The 20,784-nt window shown below is 42.6% G+C and carries 26 protein-coding genes; 15 read left to right on the top strand and 11 right to left on the bottom strand.

All coding sequences use genetic code 11. The features are described 5' to 3' along the window. Nucleotides 1–9: 9 nt before the first annotated feature. The 3 genes from E5260_RS07400 to E5260_RS07390 form a co-directional block, all read right to left on the bottom strand. Nucleotides 10–927, bottom strand: a complete 918-nt coding sequence (locus E5260_RS07400; RefSeq protein ID WP_003640452.1) for a prenyltransferase — start codon at nt 925–927, stop codon at nt 10–12. A 405-nt stretch (nt 928–1,332) separates the two neighbouring features. After that, entirely contained in the window at nt 1,333–2,658 is a 1,326-nt protein-coding gene (gene lysA / locus E5260_RS07395; RefSeq protein WP_003640451.1) for a diaminopimelate decarboxylase, read from the bottom strand. A gap of 72 nt (nt 2,659–2,730) precedes the next feature. Next, nucleotides 2,731–2,925 (bottom strand): 2-hydroxymuconate tautomerase, encoded by a 195-nt coding sequence (locus E5260_RS07390; RefSeq protein WP_003640450.1) that lies wholly within the window; start codon nt 2,923–2,925, stop codon nt 2,731–2,733. Between the two features lie 269 nt (nt 2,926–3,194). Between E5260_RS07390 and E5260_RS07385 the strand changes: the two genes are divergently transcribed. The 3 genes from E5260_RS07385 to E5260_RS07375 all read left to right on the top strand — a co-directional run bounded on the left by E5260_RS07385 (nt 3,195) and on the right by E5260_RS07375 (nt 5,383). After that, on the top strand, nt 3,195–4,634 hold the full coding sequence (locus E5260_RS07385) for a C69 family dipeptidase (RefSeq protein WP_003640449.1): 1,440 nt from the start codon (nt 3,195–3,197) through the stop codon (nt 4,632–4,634). Nucleotides 4,635–4,817: 183 nt separating this feature from the next. Continuing rightward, nucleotides 4,818–5,084 (top strand): hypothetical protein, encoded by a 267-nt coding sequence (locus E5260_RS07380; RefSeq protein WP_003640448.1) that lies wholly within the window; start codon nt 4,818–4,820, stop codon nt 5,082–5,084. A 77-nt stretch (nt 5,085–5,161) separates the two neighbouring features. After that, a complete protein-coding gene (locus E5260_RS07375; protein ID WP_003640447.1) occupies nt 5,162–5,383 on the top strand; it encodes a CsbD family protein in 222 nt (73 codons plus the stop codon). Nucleotides 5,384–5,595: 212 nt separating this feature from the next. On the opposite strand, the gene E5260_RS07370 is transcribed toward E5260_RS07375, so the two are convergent. Next, nucleotides 5,596–5,862: a GlsB/YeaQ/YmgE family stress response membrane protein gene (locus E5260_RS07370; protein ID WP_003640446.1), complete on the bottom strand. Its 267-nt coding sequence runs from the start codon at nt 5,860–5,862 to the stop codon at nt 5,596–5,598. A 206-nt stretch (nt 5,863–6,068) separates the two neighbouring features. Next, on the bottom strand, nt 6,069–6,317 hold the full coding sequence (locus E5260_RS07365) for a hypothetical protein (RefSeq protein WP_003644348.1): 249 nt from the start codon (nt 6,315–6,317) through the stop codon (nt 6,069–6,071). A 211-nt stretch (nt 6,318–6,528) separates the two neighbouring features. Between E5260_RS07365 and E5260_RS07360 the strand changes: the two genes are divergently transcribed. The 4 genes from E5260_RS07360 to E5260_RS07345 all read left to right on the top strand — a co-directional run bounded on the left by E5260_RS07360 (nt 6,529) and on the right by E5260_RS07345 (nt 9,066). Next, nucleotides 6,529–7,425, top strand: coding sequence for a diacylglycerol/lipid kinase family protein (locus tag E5260_RS07360; protein WP_003640443.1), 897 nt, complete (start codon nt 6,529–6,531; stop codon nt 7,423–7,425). 146 nt (nt 7,426–7,571) lie between these two features. After that, entirely contained in the window at nt 7,572–7,937 is a 366-nt protein-coding gene (locus E5260_RS07355) for a DUF805 domain-containing protein (RefSeq protein WP_003640442.1), read from the top strand. Between the two features lie 157 nt (nt 7,938–8,094). After that, nucleotides 8,095–8,553, top strand: a complete 459-nt coding sequence (locus E5260_RS07350; protein ID WP_003640441.1) for a universal stress protein — start codon at nt 8,095–8,097, stop codon at nt 8,551–8,553. A gap of 27 nt (nt 8,554–8,580) precedes the next feature. After that, a complete protein-coding gene (locus E5260_RS07345) occupies nt 8,581–9,066 on the top strand; it encodes a TspO/MBR family protein (RefSeq protein WP_003640440.1) in 486 nt (161 codons plus the stop codon). A 144-nt stretch (nt 9,067–9,210) separates the two neighbouring features. Here the strand turns inward: E5260_RS07345 and E5260_RS07340 are convergent, their stop codons facing one another. Beyond that, complete coding sequence (locus E5260_RS07340) at nt 9,211–9,459, bottom strand: hypothetical protein (protein ID WP_003640439.1); 249 nt, start codon at nt 9,457–9,459, stop codon at nt 9,211–9,213. 389 nt (nt 9,460–9,848) lie between these two features. On the opposite strand from E5260_RS07340, the gene E5260_RS07335 reads away from it, so the two are divergent. Next, complete coding sequence (locus E5260_RS07335) at nt 9,849–10,130, top strand: putative quinol monooxygenase (protein WP_003644343.1); 282 nt, start codon at nt 9,849–9,851, stop codon at nt 10,128–10,130. Between the two features lie 374 nt (nt 10,131–10,504). Here E5260_RS07335 and E5260_RS07330 read toward each other — a convergent pair whose 3' ends face one another. Beyond that, on the bottom strand, nt 10,505–11,110 hold the full coding sequence (locus E5260_RS07330; RefSeq protein WP_003640437.1) for a lytic polysaccharide monooxygenase: 606 nt from the start codon (nt 11,108–11,110) through the stop codon (nt 10,505–10,507). Between the two features lie 247 nt (nt 11,111–11,357). Continuing rightward, nucleotides 11,358–12,530 carry an SAM-dependent methyltransferase gene (locus tag E5260_RS07325; RefSeq protein ID WP_003640436.1) on the bottom strand — a complete coding sequence of 391 codons (1,173 nt, stop codon included), beginning with the start codon at nt 12,528–12,530 and terminating at the stop codon, nt 11,358–11,360. A gap of 332 nt (nt 12,531–12,862) precedes the next feature. Between E5260_RS07325 and E5260_RS07320 the strand changes: the two genes are divergently transcribed. From E5260_RS07320 to E5260_RS07305, 4 genes are all read left to right on the top strand, one after another. Further along, nucleotides 12,863–13,063, top strand: coding sequence for a hypothetical protein (locus tag E5260_RS07320; RefSeq protein WP_022638002.1), 201 nt, complete (start codon nt 12,863–12,865; stop codon nt 13,061–13,063). Nucleotides 13,064–13,191: 128 nt separating this feature from the next. Then, on the top strand, nt 13,192–13,530 hold the full coding sequence (locus tag E5260_RS07315; RefSeq protein WP_003640434.1) for a hypothetical protein: 339 nt from the start codon (nt 13,192–13,194) through the stop codon (nt 13,528–13,530). Between the two features lie 748 nt (nt 13,531–14,278). Next, nucleotides 14,279–14,416 carry a hypothetical protein gene (locus tag E5260_RS07310; protein ID WP_003640433.1) on the top strand — a complete coding sequence of 46 codons (138 nt, stop codon included), beginning with the start codon at nt 14,279–14,281 and terminating at the stop codon, nt 14,414–14,416. Continuing rightward, a complete protein-coding gene (locus E5260_RS07305) occupies nt 14,416–14,625 on the top strand; it encodes a hypothetical protein (protein ID WP_003640432.1) in 210 nt (69 codons plus the stop codon). Before E5260_RS07310 ends, E5260_RS07305 begins: the two co-directional genes overlap by 1 nt. Nucleotides 14,626–15,575: 950 nt before the next feature. Here the strand turns inward: E5260_RS07305 and E5260_RS07300 are convergent. Further along, the gene (locus E5260_RS07300) at nt 15,576–15,842 is read right to left on the bottom strand and encodes a hypothetical protein (protein WP_003640430.1); all 267 of its coding nucleotides are present in this window, start codon (nt 15,840–15,842) and stop codon (nt 15,576–15,578) included. 365 nt (nt 15,843–16,207) lie between these two features. On the opposite strand from E5260_RS07300, the gene E5260_RS07290 reads away from it, so the two are divergent. Together E5260_RS07290 and E5260_RS07285 are read left to right on the top strand one after the other, a co-directional pair. Beyond that, on the top strand, nt 16,208–16,633 hold the full coding sequence (locus E5260_RS07290) for a tyrosine-type recombinase/integrase (RefSeq protein WP_022638004.1): 426 nt from the start codon (nt 16,208–16,210) through the stop codon (nt 16,631–16,633). Between the two features lie 48 nt (nt 16,634–16,681). After that, nucleotides 16,682–17,254, top strand: a complete 573-nt coding sequence (locus E5260_RS07285) for a tyrosine-type recombinase/integrase (protein ID WP_003640428.1) — start codon at nt 16,682–16,684, stop codon at nt 17,252–17,254. Between the two features lie 137 nt (nt 17,255–17,391). On the opposite strand, the gene E5260_RS07280 is transcribed toward E5260_RS07285, so the two are convergent. Continuing rightward, nucleotides 17,392–18,258 (bottom strand): SPFH domain-containing protein, encoded by an 867-nt coding sequence (locus E5260_RS07280; protein ID WP_003640427.1) that lies wholly within the window; start codon nt 18,256–18,258, stop codon nt 17,392–17,394. A gap of 160 nt (nt 18,259–18,418) precedes the next feature. After that, nucleotides 18,419–20,122 carry an MFS transporter gene (locus E5260_RS07275; protein ID WP_003640426.1) on the bottom strand — a complete coding sequence of 568 codons (1,704 nt, stop codon included), beginning with the start codon at nt 20,120–20,122 and terminating at the stop codon, nt 18,419–18,421. Between the two features lie 89 nt (nt 20,123–20,211). Between E5260_RS07275 and E5260_RS07270 the strand changes: the two genes are divergently transcribed. Continuing rightward, nucleotides 20,212–20,763, top strand: coding sequence for a TetR/AcrR family transcriptional regulator (locus tag E5260_RS07270; RefSeq protein WP_003640425.1), 552 nt, complete (start codon nt 20,212–20,214; stop codon nt 20,761–20,763). Nucleotides 20,764–20,784 lie beyond the last annotated feature (21 nt).

Below are 20,784 nucleotides of genomic sequence, written 5' to 3'. Positions count from 1 at the left end.
ACTAATTCGTTACAACCAAGTCCCTAAAACAAATAGCACTGGGTATAGAATGAAGAACAGCGAGGCACTCTTGACCGTCGTAATAAACGTCTTCTTTTTATCTTGCACCTCAAAGAACGGGCGCATACCTTGCCACATAATTGGTAGTAAGAGTACGACCCAAATCGTAACAATGGGTGCTAGTCCCAGTAAGACGTTCACGAGCGGCCAAATGCCACCAATAACTAAAAACGCTTGAATCAGCCGTACCGAACCTGGTTTACCAAGGTAGTAGGCCAAGGTGTAGCGATGATTCAAAATATCTTCATCACGGTCCGCTGTGTTATTAGCCAGTTGTAGGCAAAAGAAAATCAGGGTCAGTGGTAAACATAGTAAGAAAGTCGTTCCAACGATCGACCAAGTCAACGGATGCTGTCCATACGTCGATACGACCACACAGGTCAATTCAATTAAAAATGCAATTGCTAACGCCACGACCGTCTCACACAGCGGGGTCGCGTTGATTGGATAGGGCCCAGCTGTGTAAAAAATACCAATCACATAGCCAACTAATCCAAGGACGAGCACTAACCACCCAGTCCGCATGACAAGCCAGATTCCGGGAATCAATGAAATCAGGTACAATCCCAATGCTAAGCGGCCGACACCCGCTACGGGTAACTGCAAGCGACCAATCGGATTCGTCTTCTGCGCATAGCCTTCCCGATCACGAGCATGCCGATAATCATAATAATTATCAGAAACATTGACGGCTAAATCAAAAATAAATACGCTAACTAAACACAGCGTCACGTTAAGCCAATTCACCGTACCTAAGTGATACTGCGCAATGGCGCTTCCGAGAACAAACCACATGATATTAAGTGGTGCCGTATAAATTTCTGTCAGCTCATAGAATACTGGCCAAGTTAGCCATTTTTTAAACATTTTAACAACTCCCCCACCGGTTATTTAAATCGTTAATTATCTATTGGGACCTTATTGACCATCGTCACCGTCGAAGACTTTAACTATCAAATTTTAACAAACTTCACGCCTAACGCAAGCAAAGCGGATAGATTTAACAAAAAAATTAGGGCCAGTATGCAACCGGTCACTTGGAAATCCCACGCCACATGCTGGCACCCCTGCTAGCCATCTTCAGACCAGCGTAATGACTTCATAGCAGCCATTAACATCCTTCAATGATAAGTATACCGTAACTAATAAATTCATACTGCCCATTTTAGCACTGATCCTAGTCAAACGTTGCCACAAGCCCTTCGACGACAGCAGCAGACCTAAAAAAGCATTTCAAGAGCCTAACTCTTGAAATGCTTTTGGGTGACTAATCTACTTGGTTTTCTCCGGCACTGAGAGTGGGAGGTCCAGCCGTGTTAAGTCAGCATAGCTTTCACGCTGCACAACAAGTTGACTATGTCCCTGTTCACAAAAAACAACGGCAGGTCGTGGATTCCGATTGTAGTTGCTAGCCATCGAATAACCGTATGCACCGGTATCTAGGACCGCTAACACGTCGCCTGGTGCAGTGGCCGGTAATTGCTGATTCCAGATCAACATATCACCTGACTCACAGTATTTACCAGCAATCGAGGCTACCTGTTCAGCTGGTAAGGCCGGATTCTTGGCTAATACCGCTTCATACTTGGCCTGATATAAAGCTGGCCGAATATTATCACCCATACCTCCGTCAACAGACAAATACTTCCGAATGCCCGGAATATCCTTCTCATCGCCAATCGTATACAGGGTCATCCCAGCGGTAGCGACTAACGAGCGTCCAGGCTCGATCCAGATTTCTAACATTGGAACTTGTTGGGCTGCAGTTTGCGCGCGCGTTTCCTTAATAATTGCATCGACAAAATCGGTTGGCTGCAGCGGATGATCTTCGGCAGTGTACTTCACGCCAAACCCCCCCCCCACATTCATGATCTGTGGGTAAAAATCAAGTTCGCGTTGCCAGCGAGCAAACTCACTAACGAGCTTATCAACAATCATCTCAAAACCATTCACTTCAAAAATCTGTGACCCAATGTGACAATGAATCCCAACCAGTTTCAAATATGGTGCGGCTTGCGCGGCTTTGATAGCCTGGTCTGCTTGCCCACTGTCCAAATCAAATCCAAACTTAGAATCGGCCTGACCAGTTGAAATGTAATCATGCGTATGCGCTGAGATCCCTGGGGCAATCCGCAACATAATCGTGGTCGGCTGTTGCCGTTGCGTCGTCAACGTCGTCAGTTGTCGTAGTTCACCGAAATTATCGACCACGATGGTACCAACACCGGCATCTAAGGCCATGGTTAGCTCGGCCAGTGACTTGTTATTACCGTGAAACGAGACGGCGGCCATTGGGAAATCTGCTTGTTGGGCGGTATACAATTCACCACCAGAAACCACATCACAATGAATGTGTTCTTGGGCGATCAATTGATACATCGCGACCGTTGCAAACGCCTTACTAGCATAACTGATTTGATAGTCCACGTGGTTTTCTTCAAAAACTTGCTTGAATGCTGCGATTTCGGCACGAATTGCACCGGTATCATAGACATACAGCGGTGTTTGATATTTTTTTGCAAGGGTCAATGTATCGACGCCCCCGACCATTAAATGGTGCGCCGAATTTAATGCATCCGTCTTAATTTGTTCGTTCACAGTTTAACCTACCTTCTAAACTTTTAAAAAAAGCCGGCCACGTCATATTCGACCGGTCCGGCAATGAACAACCTATTCTGCTTCTTCGTCGCTCTTTAAGACACCACCAACACTATAGCGATTTTTCTGCATCTCACTTAAAATCACGTGAATGTGTTCTGCTGGTGCACCGGTATTCTTGCTGACCACGTCAGTAACATCTTTCACCAAGTTTTTAAGTTGTTCTTGTGAACGACCAGCAATTAGATCAATGTGTACGATTGGCATGAGGCCACGCTCCTATCTTAATTCACTATTTTCGAATGTTTTAATCTTACTTTAATCTTTTCTATTTTGCAAGCCACGACGTTGTTGATTTAACGGTTCTTTTCTAATGCCCAGCACGCTGACCAATTAAGGCTACCTTGCAAAACTAATCAGAAGCACAAACCGAAAACCCCCATTGATGACTAAACATGCTAAAATTAATTTAACAAAAATGATTATGCCACGATACCGCCATTGACTGCTCGTACCGTGGAGAAAGAAGGCCCCATATGTTGACTCATCAGTTTAATCCTTATTCCGCCTGCACTAGTATCCTAGTGGGTAAAAATGCCAGCGCGGATGGTTCGACCATGATTGGCCGTAATGAAGATTCACGCGCCGCTTGGGCGAAAAAAATGATTATCCACGCGCACCGCGAATTCGAAGAACCACAGACCTTCAAGTCTCAGGATCAAACTCATCCCTTTACCATGACCCTGCCAAAGATTCGTGCGAAATACACAGCCACCCCTGAATGGACTGCCGAATATGGCCTGTTCGAGGAGGATGGCATTAACGAGTACGGCGTGGCAATGAGTGCTACTGAAAGTGCTTACTGTAATACACGCGTACTGGCTGCTGACCCGTATGTTAAGGACGGCATCGGTGAAGAAGCAATGGTCACTGTCACCTTACCGTACATTCATTCTGCTCGTGAAGGCGTTGAACGTCTCGGGCATATTATTGAAGAACACGGCACCTACGAAACTAACGGGATTCTCTTTAGTGATGTCAACGAAGTTTGGTACATGGAAACTGGTGCTGGTCATTACTGGGTCGCACAACGAATCCCGGATGATGCCTATGCAGTCGTTGCTAACCAGCTTGCAATCCAAGAAATCGACTTTAGTGACCATGACAATTATCTTTATGCTAAAGACATTCGTAATTTTGTATTAGACAATCAGTTAGCTTCAATGGACAATGGACTGAATTTCCGGGAAGTCTTCGGTACGGCCGACCTTTCTGATCGATATTACAACACGCCTCGCGTTTGGTATGGTCAAAGATGCTTTACACCAAGTGTCACCCAGACGCCTGAGTCGTTTGACTTACCGTTCATTCAACGGGCGGATGGCTTAATTCATATTGACCAAGTCCAAGGCTACTTAGCGTCCCATTATCAAGGCACACCGTTTGATCCCGTCGGCCAGGGCACTGCTACGGAGAAACATCAGTATCGGCCCATCAGTCTCGCCAAGACGCAAGAATCACACGTCTTACAATTGCGACCGGACCTTCCCGTCACGCTGAGTGGGATTCACTGGCTGGCGATGGGTGTAGCCGCTGAAAGTGTCTACGTTCCATTCTATGCCGGTGCTACGACCACTCCAGCAGCTTATCAAGTTGCTACAGAAAAATACGATGCTACCTCAGCATACTGGATTTTCAAGCACGTCGGTATCCTAGTCGACGCCCACTACCATGAACTACACGGGGAATTACAAACAGTACAAAAGGAATTGGCGATTCAACTTGGTCACCACATTATTGTCACGGATCAGCAAGTTGCCGCTTTGACTGGCGACGAACTCGCTATGGCACTGACCAAAGCCAATCAAAAAGCCGCTGACCAGGCCTTGAACACAATGCAAGCTCTCGCCGCTGACCTGATAACTAAAAGCACCGATATGTCACCGTTGAATTACGATACTGATTTAAACCTATAAATCACACCCCCTATCCGTTTTTGAGGGTAACCATTATTAATGTGCCACGGCTTTCGGACTGGTCAAAATGCGCTTAGTTCCGTTACTATCCAAATAAAACTCGGTGCACGCCGTTAGCCTGGCAATGGTGTATTTTTTCTTAGAAACCATCAGCATGATTATTTCTAAGGGAGGTTACCATTGATGACCACGTTAAAGTATCTACGCCATAGTATCTTAATTGCGTGTTTTTTAAACTTGATTTTTGCCCTGACTCATTGGGCCGGCATTGCCAGCGACCATCTGTTGATCGCTACAAATTACGGGCTCAGCGCCCTGATTATTTTAATGGTTTTGTTGAACACGATCGTTTTGACACATCATCCGACAATCATGCTCCCCCAGCGACAACAAATTTGGCTGATCAACTTTGCTGCCCTACTGATTGCCTTTCTGACCGAGTGGTTATGAGCATTGTGCATATTGGTTGCGTTTTGTCATCACTTATCGCAAACTAAGGTTAATTCTTATATTAGGAGGCGCTTTTTATGAGTGATGTTAACAAGAAGTTCGATAGCAAGAAGGACCAGTTGAGCGGCAAGGCCAAAGAAGTCGAAGGTAAAGTAACCGGGGACCGTGCACGTGAAGCCCAGGGCAAAACACAATCCTTAATGGGCAAAGCTAAGGACAAATTAGCTGACGCAGAAGAAACTGTTAAGGGCGTCGTGGATGAAGCTAAGGATAAAATGAAGAAGAAATCTGACGATTAAAATTTGTCGTGGGCACGGCGCAAACGGATGGTGATCAAAATCACCATCCGTTTTTTTATGATTACGCCACTTCAAATGAGAGCCCCCATCGGCGCACACAAAAACAACTTCGAGTAAGCTAGTACCTCGAAGTCACCTGTGGGGCTTGTTTAGGGTGATGTTTAACATTTTTTGATGCCGAGCGTAACAGCCAGGCTGTCAATTGGCACTGTTCAATTGTGTTTTGACCGTCGAACCCGTGCCCACTGAACCACGAACATCATTATCAGAACGACGGCAATTGCACCGATTGCGGCTGGTATCACAGTCATTCCGGCTAACTCAGGCCCCATCGGCCCCAGCACACCTTCACCAATGAGTGCCCCAAGAACGCCAGCAATAATGTGACCGATCCAACCCCGCGATTGACTGGGGCTCATGATAGCACCTGCAAAAGCACCAACCGCCGCGCCAACAATCATTACCCATAACCAATGCATGCTGTCATCCCCTTTTTAGCGGCGGTGTTTGAACTGCCGCACTTCTCGAAACACAGTCAATCCTAATTGCCCAATTGCAATCAATAGTGACAATTTACCCCAAAAACCAGGGGTCTGTCGTTTAATTTTAGCCATTACGGACACCTCCATCTTTTGATAACGCTAACAAGTGCTACTTCAACAAATCCTTTTATGCCTAATCACAATTACTGCGGCTGAAGCGCCTGGGCAGCAACGGTTCCGATCACAATAAGTATCATCGCCCCGCTCACGACTGGCAACAACGTCATTCCAGCAACTGTTGGCCCGAACCATCCAAAAGACAGCTGGCCACCAAGTGCACCGAATAAGCCTGCGATTAAATTAATTGTCGTTTGACGCCGACCATGTGCGCCTACCGCATTTGCAACGATACCTATTGTTAGTCCTAATATCGCAACACCTATCCATCCCATTGTGAACACGCTCCATCCCGATATTGTGTGATTAAAATTATCATAACTATAATATTTATATTGAGCAATCAAAATGCTCATTGACCCGACTAATTCAGTAATGATGCATATCATTTCCAGTCAAACTAGTGTTCAAGCTATACTGAGACTATCAAAAGCTTACTAAATAAGCGATGAATAAACTTAATTTTTTAATCAAGAGGTGATTGTCATGGCAACAACTTACGGCATTTTCTATAACGGACAAGCGGGTAATGGGCAAGCGGCAACCGTCGCCCATCAAACCGCGCAAGCGCTATCGAACCACGGCATTGAGTCTCAATTACTGACAACACCAGGAATCCCCCGGGCAATTGCGTTAATTAAGCAAACGCTTCCTCAACTGTCAGCACTAATTGTTATTGGTGGAGATGGCACACTGAACGTTGCAATGACAGCCCTAATCCAAGCTGAAGCACATATTCGTATCGGCGTTATTCCCATGGGAACGGTTAATAATTTTGCCACCCGCTACCAGTTACCAACTGACCCCCAAGCGGCCATCGAACTAATTTGTACTCAGCCGGCGACCCAAGCAGTCGGCATGCTAGTTTGTAATCAACGCCGGGCAGTCGTGAGTTCACTGACATTCGGTAATTTGGCTGACATTTCCAATGAAGTTCGACAATCTGAGAAGCAGCGATTCGGTAAATTAAGCTATCTTTACCGTGCTATTCGCCATATTGGTCACAATAAGTCACTGCCAATTCGATATCAATTCAAACACGAAGGAAGCCACACCTTAAAAACATGGTTCTGTTTGATTACAACGACCAAATCAGTCGGTGGACACGTCTATAGCGCGTCTGCTCCAGGAAAAATGCATATTAGTCTACTTAACAACATTGGCTGGCGGCAAGTAATTCCATATTTTTGGTTCGCACTAACGGGGAACTTGCAAAACTCCAAGGCCATTACACAGCTAACGGCAACCAGTGCACGAATTACGAGTGCAACTGGTCAAGCCGTGACGACACGTATTGACGGCGACCCAGCGGTTAAACTACCAATTGAATTGACCTATTTGACGGACCGCTTCGAATTGATCGTACCAGCAGTCATCGAATAACGACGTATTTTTTATTAATATAATCAACATATTGATTGCGTACTATTAACTTTTTGATTATAGTTAAACATAGTTATTAATTAATCCCAATTAACACAGGGAAAAAATAATAATGTTCACATCATAACTTTATTGGGGGGATTACGATGGCATCTGCTTATCGCAAATTTTGGGACAATCTTTTAAACTTTTCGGGTACAGCAACACGCTCTGAGTACTGGTGGCCCGTTATCATTAACTACATTCTTGGTGGTATTATCATTGCAATTATTCAGATGATTATGGGACACCCCATCGAGGATATTTACAATTGGAGCGATCTGAGTGTTAATACGATGAGTAAACTCATCGCATTAATCGTTTGGTTAGGAACACTCTCGTTGAAGTTTCGGCGATTGCATGACAGTGATCACACTGCATGGTGGATTTTAATTGACTTAGTTCCAATAATTGGGACCATTTGGTTCTTCATCTTAATGGTGTTGCCGTCACGCTCAAATCGTTGGCAATAATTTAACTAGGCGCAACTTTTATTGGCTAAGCGGCCCATAATGGTTGCGCCTTTTGTGACTGAGCGCTGGCAGTTAATCATATTAATAGACGCACTAATTATGTGAATGTTATCATTAATATAATAAATAACATCATTTCATTTAGGAGGTCCTGAGGATGTATCAAAATATTCTAGTCCCGCTTGATGGCTCTGATAATGCCTACATGGCTTTAAAACACGCGGTCAAACTAGCCCAGACGTTTAAATCTAAATTATTTCTGGTCAATGTTATTGATATTACACGCCTGAATGCGTATAGTCCTGCAGCTTACGGGGGAACGCTATATACAAACCTTCTAAAAGTCGCAAAAGATAATAGTCAGGACATTCTGGATCGTGGTCAGCAAATGGCTTCGGCAGCACAAGTCGAATCCCTACCAATTCAAGTTAATAGTTCACCAAAAGCTAGCATTGCAACTGATATTCCCCAAAAATATGCAATTGATCTAATCGTCATGGGCAAATCCGGCACCAACGCGGTTTCTCGAATTTTGCTAGGCTCAACAACCGCGTACGTCGTACAAAAAGCGGAAGTCAACGTGACAGTCATTAACACAATTGACGACCCTGATTAGACGACTAATAGAAGGAAGGAAAAATCAATGATCAAAGAACGCCCTAAATTCAATTGGCTTCATCTGCTCATTTTCATTGTGGTCGTCGAAGCAATCGGTGGTCTGTCGGCATGGCTCGCGGGAGACATTAAGGCCGTTTACAATGGGCTCAACTTGCCAGTACTATCACCACCAGATGGCCTCTTTGGCATCGTTTGGCCGATCCTATATGCGCTGATTGCGATTGCTGGTTACTTAGTTTTCCAGCAGGCTACGACACACCGTGACCGCCTCATGGATGCCACCCTGTTTGGTATCCAGCTGTTACTAAACTTTATTTGGAGCATCATCTTTTTCAACCAGTCGGCTTATTGGTGGGGCTTAGTCATTATCATTGTACTTGATTTAGTCGTCTTACTTTGCATATTACAGTTCTATCGCAGTAGTCGGCTAGCCGCAATTTTGATGGTCCCCTACTTGGTCTGGATCTGTTTTGCAACTTATTTGACATTAGGCGTCGCATTATTAAATTAAATATAATCGCAAATCAAATAACGGTCCCATCAGTCATTGTTACTGATGGGACCGTTATCTTATTGTATTAAAGTTTTAACGCGGCTTAACTGGTGTTGTCACCGCCAGGGCCCCGTGTATCGGCACTGATTACCAATCAACTATTTAAAGCGTTCTACGTTGCCGTTTTCTTGAACGATACGGCACAGCGTAATCTTGTGGCGCATCTTCCGGACTGGCACTCGTCCAATGGCCACTACCCTTTTTAGCTGGGCGGGCATCATCTTTGAGACACGTAAACCGTGAGCCGTGTTTATCCTGGATAATAAAAATTCGACTAAATTCGTTGATGGTATCGACTACCGTACAATCCGTATGCTTGATGTTGAACACATCCGTATAAACTTTACTCATTATTGTCCACCCCCTAGGAATTAGTATTTAACATTGTTAATATACCGCGTCTTGAATGACAAATCCATAAATATACATCTGCTGGTTATTATTACTAAAAAATGATAATCGTACAGGTCACTGATACCCCGATATACCGCCTAATTCGTTTAAATTTTCGCCCGCATCAATCGGCCTTGATAAATGAGTAATTAATCAGATGCAGTTGCATAATTGATACCTGTTTTCATTGTAAAATCCTGGTCTCGTACGATATAATCAGAATATTCTTTTTGTAAGATTATTACAGTAAGATGGTGACGACTAGTCGCTTCAATGCTTTGGCGGCTTTATCGGCATCACCGAGTAGGTTATCAGTCCGCAAGCACGAACAACAGGGGGAGTATTCAATGAAAGTCATTAATGTCGCACTACACGTCAAGCCTGAGTTAACCACTCAGTATGAAGCCTTTATTCATGAGCTAGTGGTCAATTCATCACAAGAACCCGGCAACGGTTTCTACGGCCACTTCAAACAACTAGGTCATGACCATGACTACGAGATTATTGAGCACTGGCAAGACCAAGCCGCCGTGGATTTCCATAATAAAACACCGCACTTCCAGAACTTTCTCGCTCATATCAACGAGTATCTAATAACTGAGCCTGAAATTACCCGGATGGATCACTAACGACTTGGTACTGTAGTCACATGAGCGCAACTGACAGTCACCTATTGAATCACAAATTTGAGCCACCTTGGTTCAACTAACTTGCATTGAGGGGATGCTCCTGCGCGTACTCCTTAATGCTAAAATGCCAGCTGCCAAGCTGTAATCGCAAATCTGATTCCCGGCATCCGCTTAATTATTACCACTAATTTACAATAGCAACCTGTTCTTCACTAATCAGTAAAGACCGGTCATCGCCATTCGCTTCTATGAATCCTTAAAGCACATTTAAAAAGGTCTTACTAGCCAATAAACGCCAGTAAGACCTTTACGATATCTCAAAGACAACTTTTATAGTCTAAAATCACCTCAAAGTAAATTTAGGCCTCATCTAATTACTGTACGTCAATATCTGAGACTTGATAGAACGCATTACCAGTATCCGCTATATTCCAAACACTGAGTAACACTTGATAGCCTTTTTCATTAGCAGAAATATTGACTTGATGGGTTACAAATTCACTAGGGATGGCACCATTGTCATTATAACTAGCTATCTTCTTGAAATCACTAAACTTAAGTGGTGCGTTTGGATTCCAGCCAGGCTTGGTAATATAGTAATCCCAAGTACTAGTTTTATGACGAGCAGTTAACTGCCAAGTCACACTAAGATTGCCGGCCTTCACAGGTGTCTTATACCACCGTTTGGCATTTTGCTCGTCCAGTGGTGCAAAGTTAGCAATACCGGCACTGGCAATTTTGCCATCAATAAATGTATTTTGGGGCGCTTCAATACTCTGTGGTTCATACATAACCGAACCAATATTGGTATTCAAAGGCCCACCTGGATACCAAGTACTCCCCAGATAAGCTCTGCCACCCGGGTTCGTCACAAAGCCATGTGCTGAAACTTGAATCACGCCACAACCTAAAAACGCGATCATCATACCAACTATAATAAATAAGTACCGTAATACATGATTCTTCTTGGTGCTCAACATAAGATCCCCTCCTCAATTGTCACTATAACGCCCTGACAACATGATAGCCACCAAGATGCACAGAGGCCCGAAATCTTTTCTATGCCTATCGATTCCAGCCTAATACTGAACAAGTCTGGAATGGTTGCCCTTGTCTATCATTCCAGATCCATAATAAAAAATCCCTCATGTTTTTATGAGGGATCAATGAAACTACATGTTTATTGTGGAGCTATATTTCGATACGACTACCGCAGAACCGACAAGATCAATCATAAATATAATGGCGAGTCATCGGAAGGCCAGTTCCACTCGGCGCTTTCACTAATAGATATTGAATAACATCGATATTTCCGGCCTCAAAAGCAGCTGCACATGCCTGTAAATATAATTGCCACATGCGGTCAAATCGTTCCCCATAATTCTTGACGACCTGTTGTTCGACCTGCTGATAATTGTGATACCAGATTTCTAACGTCTTTTGGTAATGGCGCCGCAAGGGTTCAATGTCTGAAAATTGTAACTTAGCAGCCATAATATGTTTGAGATTCTCAGCAACATTTGGGATATAGCCCCCTGGGAAAATATATTGGTTAATAAATGGATCAACGCCGGCACCTTCATGTTGACCTGTAATGCCATGAATTAAAGCTCGACCTCCTGGAACTAAGAACGCTTGAATTTTATTAAAGTACAACCCTAGATTTTCTTTACCAACATGTTCAAACATACCTACCGAGGTGACATAATCAAATTGGCCAGTGACTTCTCGATAGTCCTTTAACTGCACATGCACTTTTTCCTCCAAATGACGTTGCTTGATTTGCGCTTGTGTATAATCATACTGTTCTTGACTTAAAGTAATACCCGTTGCATCTAACCCAAACTCATCCGCGGCCATAAATAATAATGTTCCCCAACCACTCCCAACATCCAATAATCTTTTACCAGGCTGGGTTGCCAGCTTATTTAAAATATGTCTCACTTTATTGAGTTGTGCCTGTTTTAAAGTATCATCGTCATGTTCAAAGTACGCACAAGAGTAGGTCATGGTATCATCTAACCATAGTTTATAAAAATCATTGCCGATATCATAATGACTTTGAATATCTTTTGTACTGCTTTTTTCGGAATGTGATATTTTGGGCAAGTGTTTCAAAAATGAATTATGTGTCAAAAAACTGTCTTTTTGGCGGTAAGCAGAGGCAATTAATTCCTGAATGCTCCCGTCTACTTCAATATCCCCATTCATGTATGCTTCACCTAAAACCAATGTTGGCTGATTAGTTAATAGCTTAATTGGGATTTCTTTATTTAATCGAACTTTAACAGCTGGCATGCCGGTACCATACCGTTCAATTTGCCCATCCCAATAAGTGACTTCAATAGTAATATCGAACGCTTTACTAAATAAGTTTTTATAAATGATTTTGTCTAGCATAACAGTCTCCTATATAATGTTTTGTGTATGAAACATTATATACCTGAATTTGATTTTCTGGAAGATTGATTGTCTTTATTTCACTGAACCTGTATTGAACCGCAAACGGTATTTCTAATAATAGCAATGATTGTCAGTTTTATTTATACTGAAAATTATGCTGTTCATAATATTTATATTGATAATCTTAAACTACTAATGTTAAATTCAGAATGACCTATTTTTTAAATACCAAGAACTAAGGTCTGTTGCCAAACATCGAGATTGTTCAGCATCAATATTTACTGCAGTCATTACATCTAAATTGCTTAAACTAAATGGAGGGATTACAAATGGATTTCATTATCGCAATTGGCGGCCTCGTCACTGGCATTGGCCTCATCATCAATGTCTTTAACACCCGGATCAAGTATGGCTGGTTCACTCACTATCAGAGCAAAAGTCGGCCACTTAATTATGTTAGTTTATTATTAATCATAATAGGGTTAATTATTATTATTGGCAAAGCCTATCTAAACGGACAACTAAATTAACATAAAAACTAAATTGCTGATGCAGTACAGTATTCATTTGTATGTTAGCCTATATAGTAGTAACGTGAAGTCTATATCATTTATAACTAATTCATTTATTCAAACTAAACACTACACTGGGGGATTCAATGATGAAACAGCAACAGAAATTAGCGCGTTTAACAACTGTTAATCAGCTTTTAGAACAGCTAAACACTTCAGTTCCAATTGAAAAAGTTGAAATCAGAAAATTAATTAGCCAAGCCTACGCAACTATCAACCAACCAGATTCAGTTACTAAGCGTTATCAACAAATACCCGACGCAATCAATGAATTAATCGGTCAACTTCAAGTGATGGCTGTCGCTAAAAAATACCATTTCTCAACTGAACAAGATCAGTTAATTGCCAACTTAACAACTTCTACAAATAAAATGTTTGCCCACGGTTGGTATGGCCTAATTGCCATGAGCGGTGTTGGAAAGTAACCCTAGCAATTCATAAAGAGTGTTCCAGCTACGATTTGACCCATTGAAGGCATCCCCAAAAGGAGCATCTTTTTAAAAGATTAGCGGGTCATGATGTCAATTTTTGTTACTGTTTGAACTTAACTGTAGTATAAAAGGCGCTCATTTGCTGAGCGCCTTTTATGTTACTGCTACAACTTTGATTGTTGTTGTATCAACGTTCCTACTTGACTTCCGAAGTATTCACAATTGGCTGAGTACCTGCCCAGAAATAATGGTGACCATCTAGCCTTTTTCTATTACTAGGTTTTACTGCCTTTACAAGGCACCCTAAACAGGCTCTTTTTACAATTTTGGATTGATTGTTTTTCTATTTCAACATGATTTCTTCACCACAAAATAAAAATGAAATACGAGTCAACTTGCATAACTGATAGATGTCGGACCTCACCCGGCAGAAATTTCTCTTTTTTCTTGATTTTCTACTACCCGAGAACTATCCGTCTATGCCCACATCTAAACCGCGTGGATATTTTGAAATTATTCATCGACTTTACACGTCATAACGTGTAAAGTGATTGATGTACTAAAGAGGAGGTGATTAAATTTCCCCGTCATATGAAAAAGAAGCCCATTCATATCAAGTTAGAATTTGCGGTTCACTTGATAATCATAGACTTCAAAATTTCGATTGATTGGTAATTCTTTCACGGAGGGCGCTCGCCCGCCCTCTTTATTACACTTTTATTATAGCAAAGGAGTGAGCAAAATGAAACTCATCAACATCCATCGCAAACATATTAATGTGGAACTTGAACTGAATTTGCGTGACTGGAAAGATGCAATACTTTGGGGATTGTTGGCTGTAATCGTGATTGTTACTATCTATTGGGTGGTGAAATTATAATGGGTGAAAAACTAAGTGAGGCACGCATTAAGGCTAATAAAAAATGGGACGAGAAAAATAAGGAAAGAAAAAAATACATTGTCAAACGTTCTACGGCTAAAGGCTTCATTCGAGACTATGCTACTGATGATGATCTGACAGAATTACTTACGCTTATCTCGGATAGACATAATTTTTTACATAAAAAAATTAAAGATAACAACAAATAGCTACACATTGATTAAATGGAGAAATTAATGGTTCTTGATTAATAGGTTCAAGTGCTGCTATGATCTCATTAATTGTTACCTAGTTAAAGTTGGCCTCTTTGAGAAAACCAACATAACCATCAATTAAAAGAGTCATTAGCAACCTACATACATAAATGGCATGATACCATGTCATTTATACATGTAGGCAGTTATCGTGGCCGAATACAATAAACACCACGTTGGCTTAACTGTTAAGGTTTCAGCGTCTAAAATCAGCGATAGTATATCTCTAACACTCATGATAAGTCACTATCAGAGATGAGATAAGAGTAGCTCTTTAAGGAGGGAGAAATTTGCTATTATTGGGATTGGCAGTGTTAGTTGAGTTTATCTTACTCACATATGTCATTAAGATTCAAAAAAGAATTATGAACTATACCAGATCGGACGAGCTATATTTTTGGGGACTTTTTCTAAGAAAGAACGACTCCCGTCGCAAAATTAGGCAGCTCAAGAAAAAAGTTCTTCAAACGTATCGTAGAAGTTCCCTAAAAAACGAACTACTCTTCTGGTTAGAATTTACAGTTGCTAAATGTTGTTTTTATGGTTCACTTATATGGAGCTTTTACGTAATTGCTTTCGGAAATAGCAGAACCCCATTCTGGCCAGCCATTATAGGCTTTATAATGGCAATTCCACCTGCAATAGCACTTCCCCAACAACTGTATGATTTTTGGAGACAACAACCTATTTGGCATGAGCATCCCATTGAAAAACAAGCTTTTCTACTACCAAACGAACAGGACCACAAAGATTTAGTTAGGTACCATTTGAAATCCTATTCCGCATTGTTCGTAATGGCAATTATAGGATTTCTAGTATAGGAATCTGAGCGTTAAAAAAGACAAGGTGAGAAACTAATTTTGGTTTCTCATCTTGTTCATTTTTCATCTAAATTTTTCTTTAACCTATACTTTATTATTTGTTAAGAAATTTGTAGCAAGCGCTAAAAATGTTGCGGCAACACCCGTAACAGGCGATGAACTAGCAACTACAACTCCGATTGAAATAACTGCGGCCATCACAAACATAGCTCTTACTGTTTTCTCAAGTGATTCTGCAGGATCATAGGTAGGCCAGTTTTCAAAGTCGCTTTTATTGAAAGTAACATTAATTTCAATTGTTATGGTCTCACTTAATGAGCCTTTTTCGACTTGATAGACATAATATTTCAACTTAAAGTTAAACTCACCGTTCTTGATATCACCAATTTCTAACTCAAAATTTTCTTTTTTTCAGTGAAGTTGAAAGCAAAATAAATAGTTTGTCAAAAAAGGCGACAGCATGAAATGTTGAAAACTGAAGAAGCCTCCAAAAATGCGATAGTAATGCCATTCTTTGCCGCTCTAAATTACAATGTCTTTGATCCTATTTAATTCGTTCCTGAATACACAACAGATTTTGGTAGTAAAAAGCGTTGGCAATTTATGGCTTATCAAGGCATGGATACTGGAACCGGTAAGCAAAAACCAGTACACCGGCAAGGATTTAAACCAAGCGAGCAGCCCAAGATGCTGCTAAGCTAATTGAGGCCGAAGCTGTGGCTAACAACCGATTATCGAATAGCAAGGCCAACATGACACTGGGCGAGTATCTGATGTACTGGATCGATAACTTAAAAGTAAATGTAAAGGTGGATACCATTCAAATCCATCGTCGGAATATCAGATTCTACATCAATCCCCGAATTGGTGATTACCAGCTTAAAGATTATTCGTTTAATGTTCATCAGAAATTTATCAATAACCTTTTCATGGAAGAAGGAGCTGGACGTTCTAAACATGGATATGGTTGGAACACAGTCCAGTCCATCAATCAGACGCTCTCAAACGCCCTAGAGAAAGCTGTACGCTTAGATTACATCAAAGTTAACCCTACTCGACATGTAGAATTCAATCGCAAGTATCGTCACGAGGTTAGAAAAATGCGCTATTTCACTAAGGAACAAACCGATAAATTTTTATAGGCCGCTCAGTTGGAACATCTATCATTGTGGTACCCCTTTTTCCTACTCATGTTCGACTGTGGCTTACGAGTTGGAGAAGATCTGGCTCTTAGATGGTCACGAGTAGACTTCAAGCATTGCATAATCAGTATCGACACCATTCGCATTTATAACTCTGAAGTTAAGGTAAATGACATTGGATTAAAAGATATGATGCTAGACACGCCCAAAACGACAAAAAGTATTCGGAAGATTCCTTTAACAGATTGCGCCTATGATGCACTACCGGATCTATTTAAACAAACTCATCCAAATGAAATAATTAAGCTCAATCGGTCTGATATTGACTTGAATGACTTCATCTTTATCAAGCCCACGGGAAAGTTTCACGGTTACCCTCTGGCCATTACTTCTGCACAAGTTGCCATGCCCAGAATCTGTGATCGTGCGGGTATTCCTCGTTTAAACGTTCATGGGTGTCGTCACACTTATGGTGTACGATTACGCGAAACTGGCGTAGATATTAACGACATTCAAGACTTAATGGGACACGTTGATTCAGAGACCACCAAATTGTACGCGGAAATCACGCCAAAAATTAAGGAAGACACAGTAAAAAAACTGAATACATTTTTAAACTAAATTTACTGAAATTCATCGTTTTTAACAAAAAGATTGCCAAAACATTACGGCACTCGTTACGGAAAAAAAGGCAAGCCTTAAAAAATAAGGCTCGCCTTGATTGTTATTATCTTATAGATGTTGTTATATCAACGTTCCTACTTAACTTCCGAAGTATTCACAATCGGCTGCGTACCCCGCTCCGAAATAATGGTGACCATCATGTTATTGATCAGTTGCAGTTTCTTATCGTCTGATAGCTGCATCCCCGTATCTTTCTCTAAACGGGCGATCGTGTCTTCCGTGATTGAAACGGCCCCTTCCACGATGACCTTGCGAGCAGATAGAATTGCCGAAGATTGTTGGCGTTGTAACATCGCACTGGCGATTTCAGTCGCGTATGCGAGATGCGTTAAGCGCGTCTCAACGATCTCGACCCCCGCAACATTTAGCCGTTCTTGAAGTTCTTCCATTAACCGGTCAGAAACTTCGGTTGGATTGCTCCGCAGCGTAATCTTCTTGTCGTCATCAAACGTATCATATGGATATTCAGAGGCCACGTGCCGCACCGCTGATTCACTTTGAATCTCAACAAATTGTTCATAATCATCCACTGCAAAGAGTGCCATACTGGTATCAACAACTTTAAACACGATAACGGCCGCAATTTCCACGGGATTTCCCCGGAGGTCATTAACTTTTAAAATGGCACTGTTAAAGTTGCGGACCCGCAGTGAAATGGAAAACTTACTGGTTAACGGAACGGTCATAAACAGCCCTGAATCACGAATTGTCCCGATATACTTACCAAAAAATGTTAACACGCGCGCCTCGTTGGGGCCCACAATTGTTAGCGAACTAGCCCCAAAGGCCGCAATAATAATTAGCAATGCGCCCAAAAAGATACTCGCAAAATGATCGCCAGTCGCACCGGCCCAAACCAGCCAACCGCCAACTAACACAAATGCGATCGCTAACACTAGACCAATATAGCCATTGATATGAAACACTTGTTTTTCTTTCATCAAGACTACCCCCTTTGGCCCTTATTATAGCATAAGCGCCTCACATGCTCGCAAATCTAAGTTCGATGGCAAGTTCCAAAGTCAGTGGTGGCAATCACCTTCGCGGCCCTCCCGGCTCAGCTATTCAAAAGTGCCTGAAGTCCATCCCCATCAACGTGACTTAACTCGGCTTGCCACTTTTCCGCTCCCGTCCCGCAAAACACCAGGTCGTCATCACTAGCAATAGTGTGAATGGCCAAGCGACTTGGTAGGGGCGCATAAACGCAGCAGTTAACTCAATTTTGGTTTTGGCCTTAATCGCTGATGCAGCAGTCCTTATTCGCTGATTAGTGTGTTTAACTTGACTGTGAACCTTTTGGGCCACCTGCTGATGAATTTGAGCTTTGATACGCACTGGAGCGGACTGCAATGACCGTGCTTTTAACACTTGCATATAATTGGCAGCAACCAACCGGCGGGCCTTAGCCGCCGTGATTGGCTCGTGGACCGTTTGCGCGGTTTGCTCAGTTGCTAATTGGTGGTCAACCACGCGTAACGTATCACGTTTGGCTTGCTTAGGAATTGATAAAGTAGTGACCGTCGTCGTTGCATACGTTCGTATCTGTGTCTTAGCCGTTGTCAAATTAGCGGCTAAAGCTGACACAAAAATGGCTACGGCCAACGATGTGCCAATTTGCCGAAACACGCCAATCACACTTTGTGACGCTGTCAGTAACTCACCGGTAAAATCACCGGCCGCTAATACCGTAATTGGCCCAATAATCGTGCCGTAGCCCGCACCAACCAGTAACGCCGCCAATGCAAACTGCCAGTACTGACTAGGACTCATCAAGCTAAGTACCCCATAACCCGTAGCTATTGCGAGACTACCACTAAAGATCACGCGCCGCGCACCAAGCTTTGCTAACAAGAAACCACTGATTGGTGAAAAAATAAAAATCATCATTGAAGCGGGCGTAATCATAATCGCCGCCATCAATTCCGTCTTACTTTGAACTTTCGTGAAGAAACTCGGCATCAAGACTAATAGTCCCACCATAAAGACCCCTGATAACACGGTCGCTAACGCCGCACCGTTAAACTGTCGGTCTTTAAATAGGGCTAATGGGACCATCGGCGCTGAGACGTGGGCCTCCATCCAGACAAAGGCAATCAATGTTAGCGCACTAGTGACGCCCAGGCTCAGGACTACGCGACTCGTCCATCCCCAGTCATTACCTTTAACCAGGACCAACGTCAATGCCAATAAGGTCGTCATCACTAAGGCACTCCCACCGAGGTCTAGTTTTACTTGACCATGACTAGGGTGCCGCCATGATAGCCAGGCGATGCAACCACACAACGCGACGGCAACTAAAGGCACGTTAATCAGGAAAATTCCCCGCCACCCCCAAAATTGAGTGACCGCACCACCAATGGTTGGTCCTAACGCTGCGGCTAGCCCTTGCATCACGCCCAAGCTTGCAATGACCCCCGTACGCCTGCTGAGTGCAACACTCTGAATACCAATCGTCATACTAGCCGGGAAGACGATGGCCGCACCAATACTTTGAATCGCTCGGCCAGTAATCAGCAGCCCGACACTGAGACTCAATCCAGAAGTTAGTGAACCAATACCAAAGAGCCCGAGTCCAATCAAGTACATCCGCCCACGTCCCCAGACATCCGCTAACCGACCGAGTGGAATCGCCAGACTAGCAAACAGGACGGTGTAAATATTCAGTGCCCACGACAGGTGCGTCAAATCAGTATTTAGTCCCGTCTGAATTGCTGGCAACGCAATATTCATAACCGTCGTATCAAGCATACATAGAAAAATGCCAATCATCATCATTGCAATTACTTTCGTCGATTTTTTCATCATAATCGCCTCCCGTTAAGTTAATGGGAGTATATCTGGTAAAATGGTCATAAATAAATACTTACGTTACAAAAAAGGAGATGTTGTAACCAATGGACCCACAAACACGAAAACGCCAAAATTTAACTGCGGTTTATGCGGCCTTACTACAGCTTATGTCGCAAAAACCACTCAGTCGTATTTCAATCACAGAACTTTGTCAGCACGCTCAGGTTTCTCGCACCTATTTTTACCGTAATTTCGCCAACTTCGATCAGATTATTTTGGCCTATCAAAAACAGACTATCCTTCAATATCTGCGCCAATTACCGCGACAATCAAAGGTTAAATTGCAGGTATTGATGACTCAATATTTCACTCTCATGCAACAAATGGCAGCGACAAATGCGTTATTGATCAAAAACGAAAAAGCCCAGATTTTTATTCAAAGTTTCGAAGCCGTCTTTGCATTACTCATTAAACAAGACCGTATTATCGGTTCAAGCAATACCGCGCTTCGCCAACCGTACTACACGGCTTATTTTTCTGGTGCGGTCATCAATATGCTCGTTCATTGGCAACAGAATGGGATGGTTGAAACACCGGCCTATCTCGCTCAACAGGTCACTCGGTTCACTCTACGCGATAACGAAAGTAGGTCCTAAATAAAACGGGGTGCCGTTGCC

It is taken from the genome of Lactiplantibacillus plantarum (genome assembly GCF_014131735.1).
Classification (GTDB): Bacteria; Bacillota; Bacilli; order Lactobacillales; family Lactobacillaceae; genus Lactiplantibacillus; species Lactiplantibacillus plantarum.
This window is presented reverse-complemented; position numbering and strand designations above follow the sequence as displayed.

Bases quoted from the DNA above. Each gene is read 5' to 3' on its own strand.
- E5260_RS07315 (WP_003640434.1), top strand. From the start codon at position 13,192: ATGATGAAACAGCAACAGAAATTAGCGCGTTTAACAACTGTTAATCAG.
- E5260_RS07375 (WP_003640447.1), top strand. From the start codon at position 5,162: ATGAGTGATGTTAACAAGAAGTTCGATAGCAAGAAGGACCAGTTGAGC.
- E5260_RS07350 (WP_003640441.1), top strand. From the start codon at position 8,095: ATGTATCAAAATATTCTAGTCCCGCTTGATGGCTCTGATAATGCCTAC.
- E5260_RS07385 (WP_003640449.1), top strand. From the start codon at position 3,195: ATGTTGACTCATCAGTTTAATCCTTATTCCGCCTGCACTAGTATCCTA.
- E5260_RS07325 (WP_003640436.1), bottom strand. From the start codon at position 12,530: ATGCTAGACAAAATCATTTATAAAAACTTATTTAGTAAAGCGTTCGAT.
- E5260_RS07285 (WP_003640428.1), top strand. From the start codon at position 16,682: ATGTTCGACTGTGGCTTACGAGTTGGAGAAGATCTGGCTCTTAGATGG.
- E5260_RS07280 (WP_003640427.1), bottom strand. From the start codon at position 18,258: ATGAAAGAAAAACAAGTGTTTCATATCAATGGCTATATTGGTCTAGTG.
- E5260_RS07335 (WP_003644343.1), top strand. From the start codon at position 9,849: ATGAAAGTCATTAATGTCGCACTACACGTCAAGCCTGAGTTAACCACT.
- E5260_RS07340 (WP_003640439.1), bottom strand. From the start codon at position 9,459: ATGAGTAAAGTTTATACGGATGTGTTCAACATCAAGCATACGGATTGT.
- E5260_RS07400 (WP_003640452.1), bottom strand. From the start codon at position 927: ATGTTTAAAAAATGGCTAACTTGGCCAGTATTCTATGAGCTGACAGAA.
- E5260_RS07380 (WP_003640448.1), top strand. From the start codon at position 4,818: ATGACCACGTTAAAGTATCTACGCCATAGTATCTTAATTGCGTGTTTT.
- E5260_RS07330 (WP_003640437.1), bottom strand. From the start codon at position 11,110: ATGTTGAGCACCAAGAAGAATCATGTATTACGGTACTTATTTATTATA.
- E5260_RS07305 (WP_003640432.1), top strand. From the start codon at position 14,416: ATGGGTGAAAAACTAAGTGAGGCACGCATTAAGGCTAATAAAAAATGG.
- E5260_RS07360 (WP_003640443.1), top strand. From the start codon at position 6,529: ATGGCAACAACTTACGGCATTTTCTATAACGGACAAGCGGGTAATGGG.
- E5260_RS07310 (WP_003640433.1), top strand. From the start codon at position 14,279: ATGAAACTCATCAACATCCATCGCAAACATATTAATGTGGAACTTGAA.
- E5260_RS07390 (WP_003640450.1), bottom strand. From the start codon at position 2,925: ATGCCAATCGTACACATTGATCTAATTGCTGGTCGTTCACAAGAACAA.
- E5260_RS07365 (WP_003644348.1), bottom strand. From the start codon at position 6,317: ATGGGATGGATAGGTGTTGCGATATTAGGACTAACAATAGGTATCGTT.
- E5260_RS07275 (WP_003640426.1), bottom strand. From the start codon at position 20,122: ATGATGAAAAAATCGACGAAAGTAATTGCAATGATGATGATTGGCATT.
- E5260_RS07320 (WP_022638002.1), top strand. From the start codon at position 12,863: ATGGATTTCATTATCGCAATTGGCGGCCTCGTCACTGGCATTGGCCTC.
- E5260_RS07345 (WP_003640440.1), top strand. From the start codon at position 8,581: ATGATCAAAGAACGCCCTAAATTCAATTGGCTTCATCTGCTCATTTTC.
- E5260_RS07270 (WP_003640425.1), top strand. From the start codon at position 20,212: ATGGACCCACAAACACGAAAACGCCAAAATTTAACTGCGGTTTATGCG.
- E5260_RS07355 (WP_003640442.1), top strand. From the start codon at position 7,572: ATGGCATCTGCTTATCGCAAATTTTGGGACAATCTTTTAAACTTTTCG.
- E5260_RS07370 (WP_003640446.1), bottom strand. From the start codon at position 5,862: ATGCATTGGTTATGGGTAATGATTGTTGGCGCGGCGGTTGGTGCTTTT.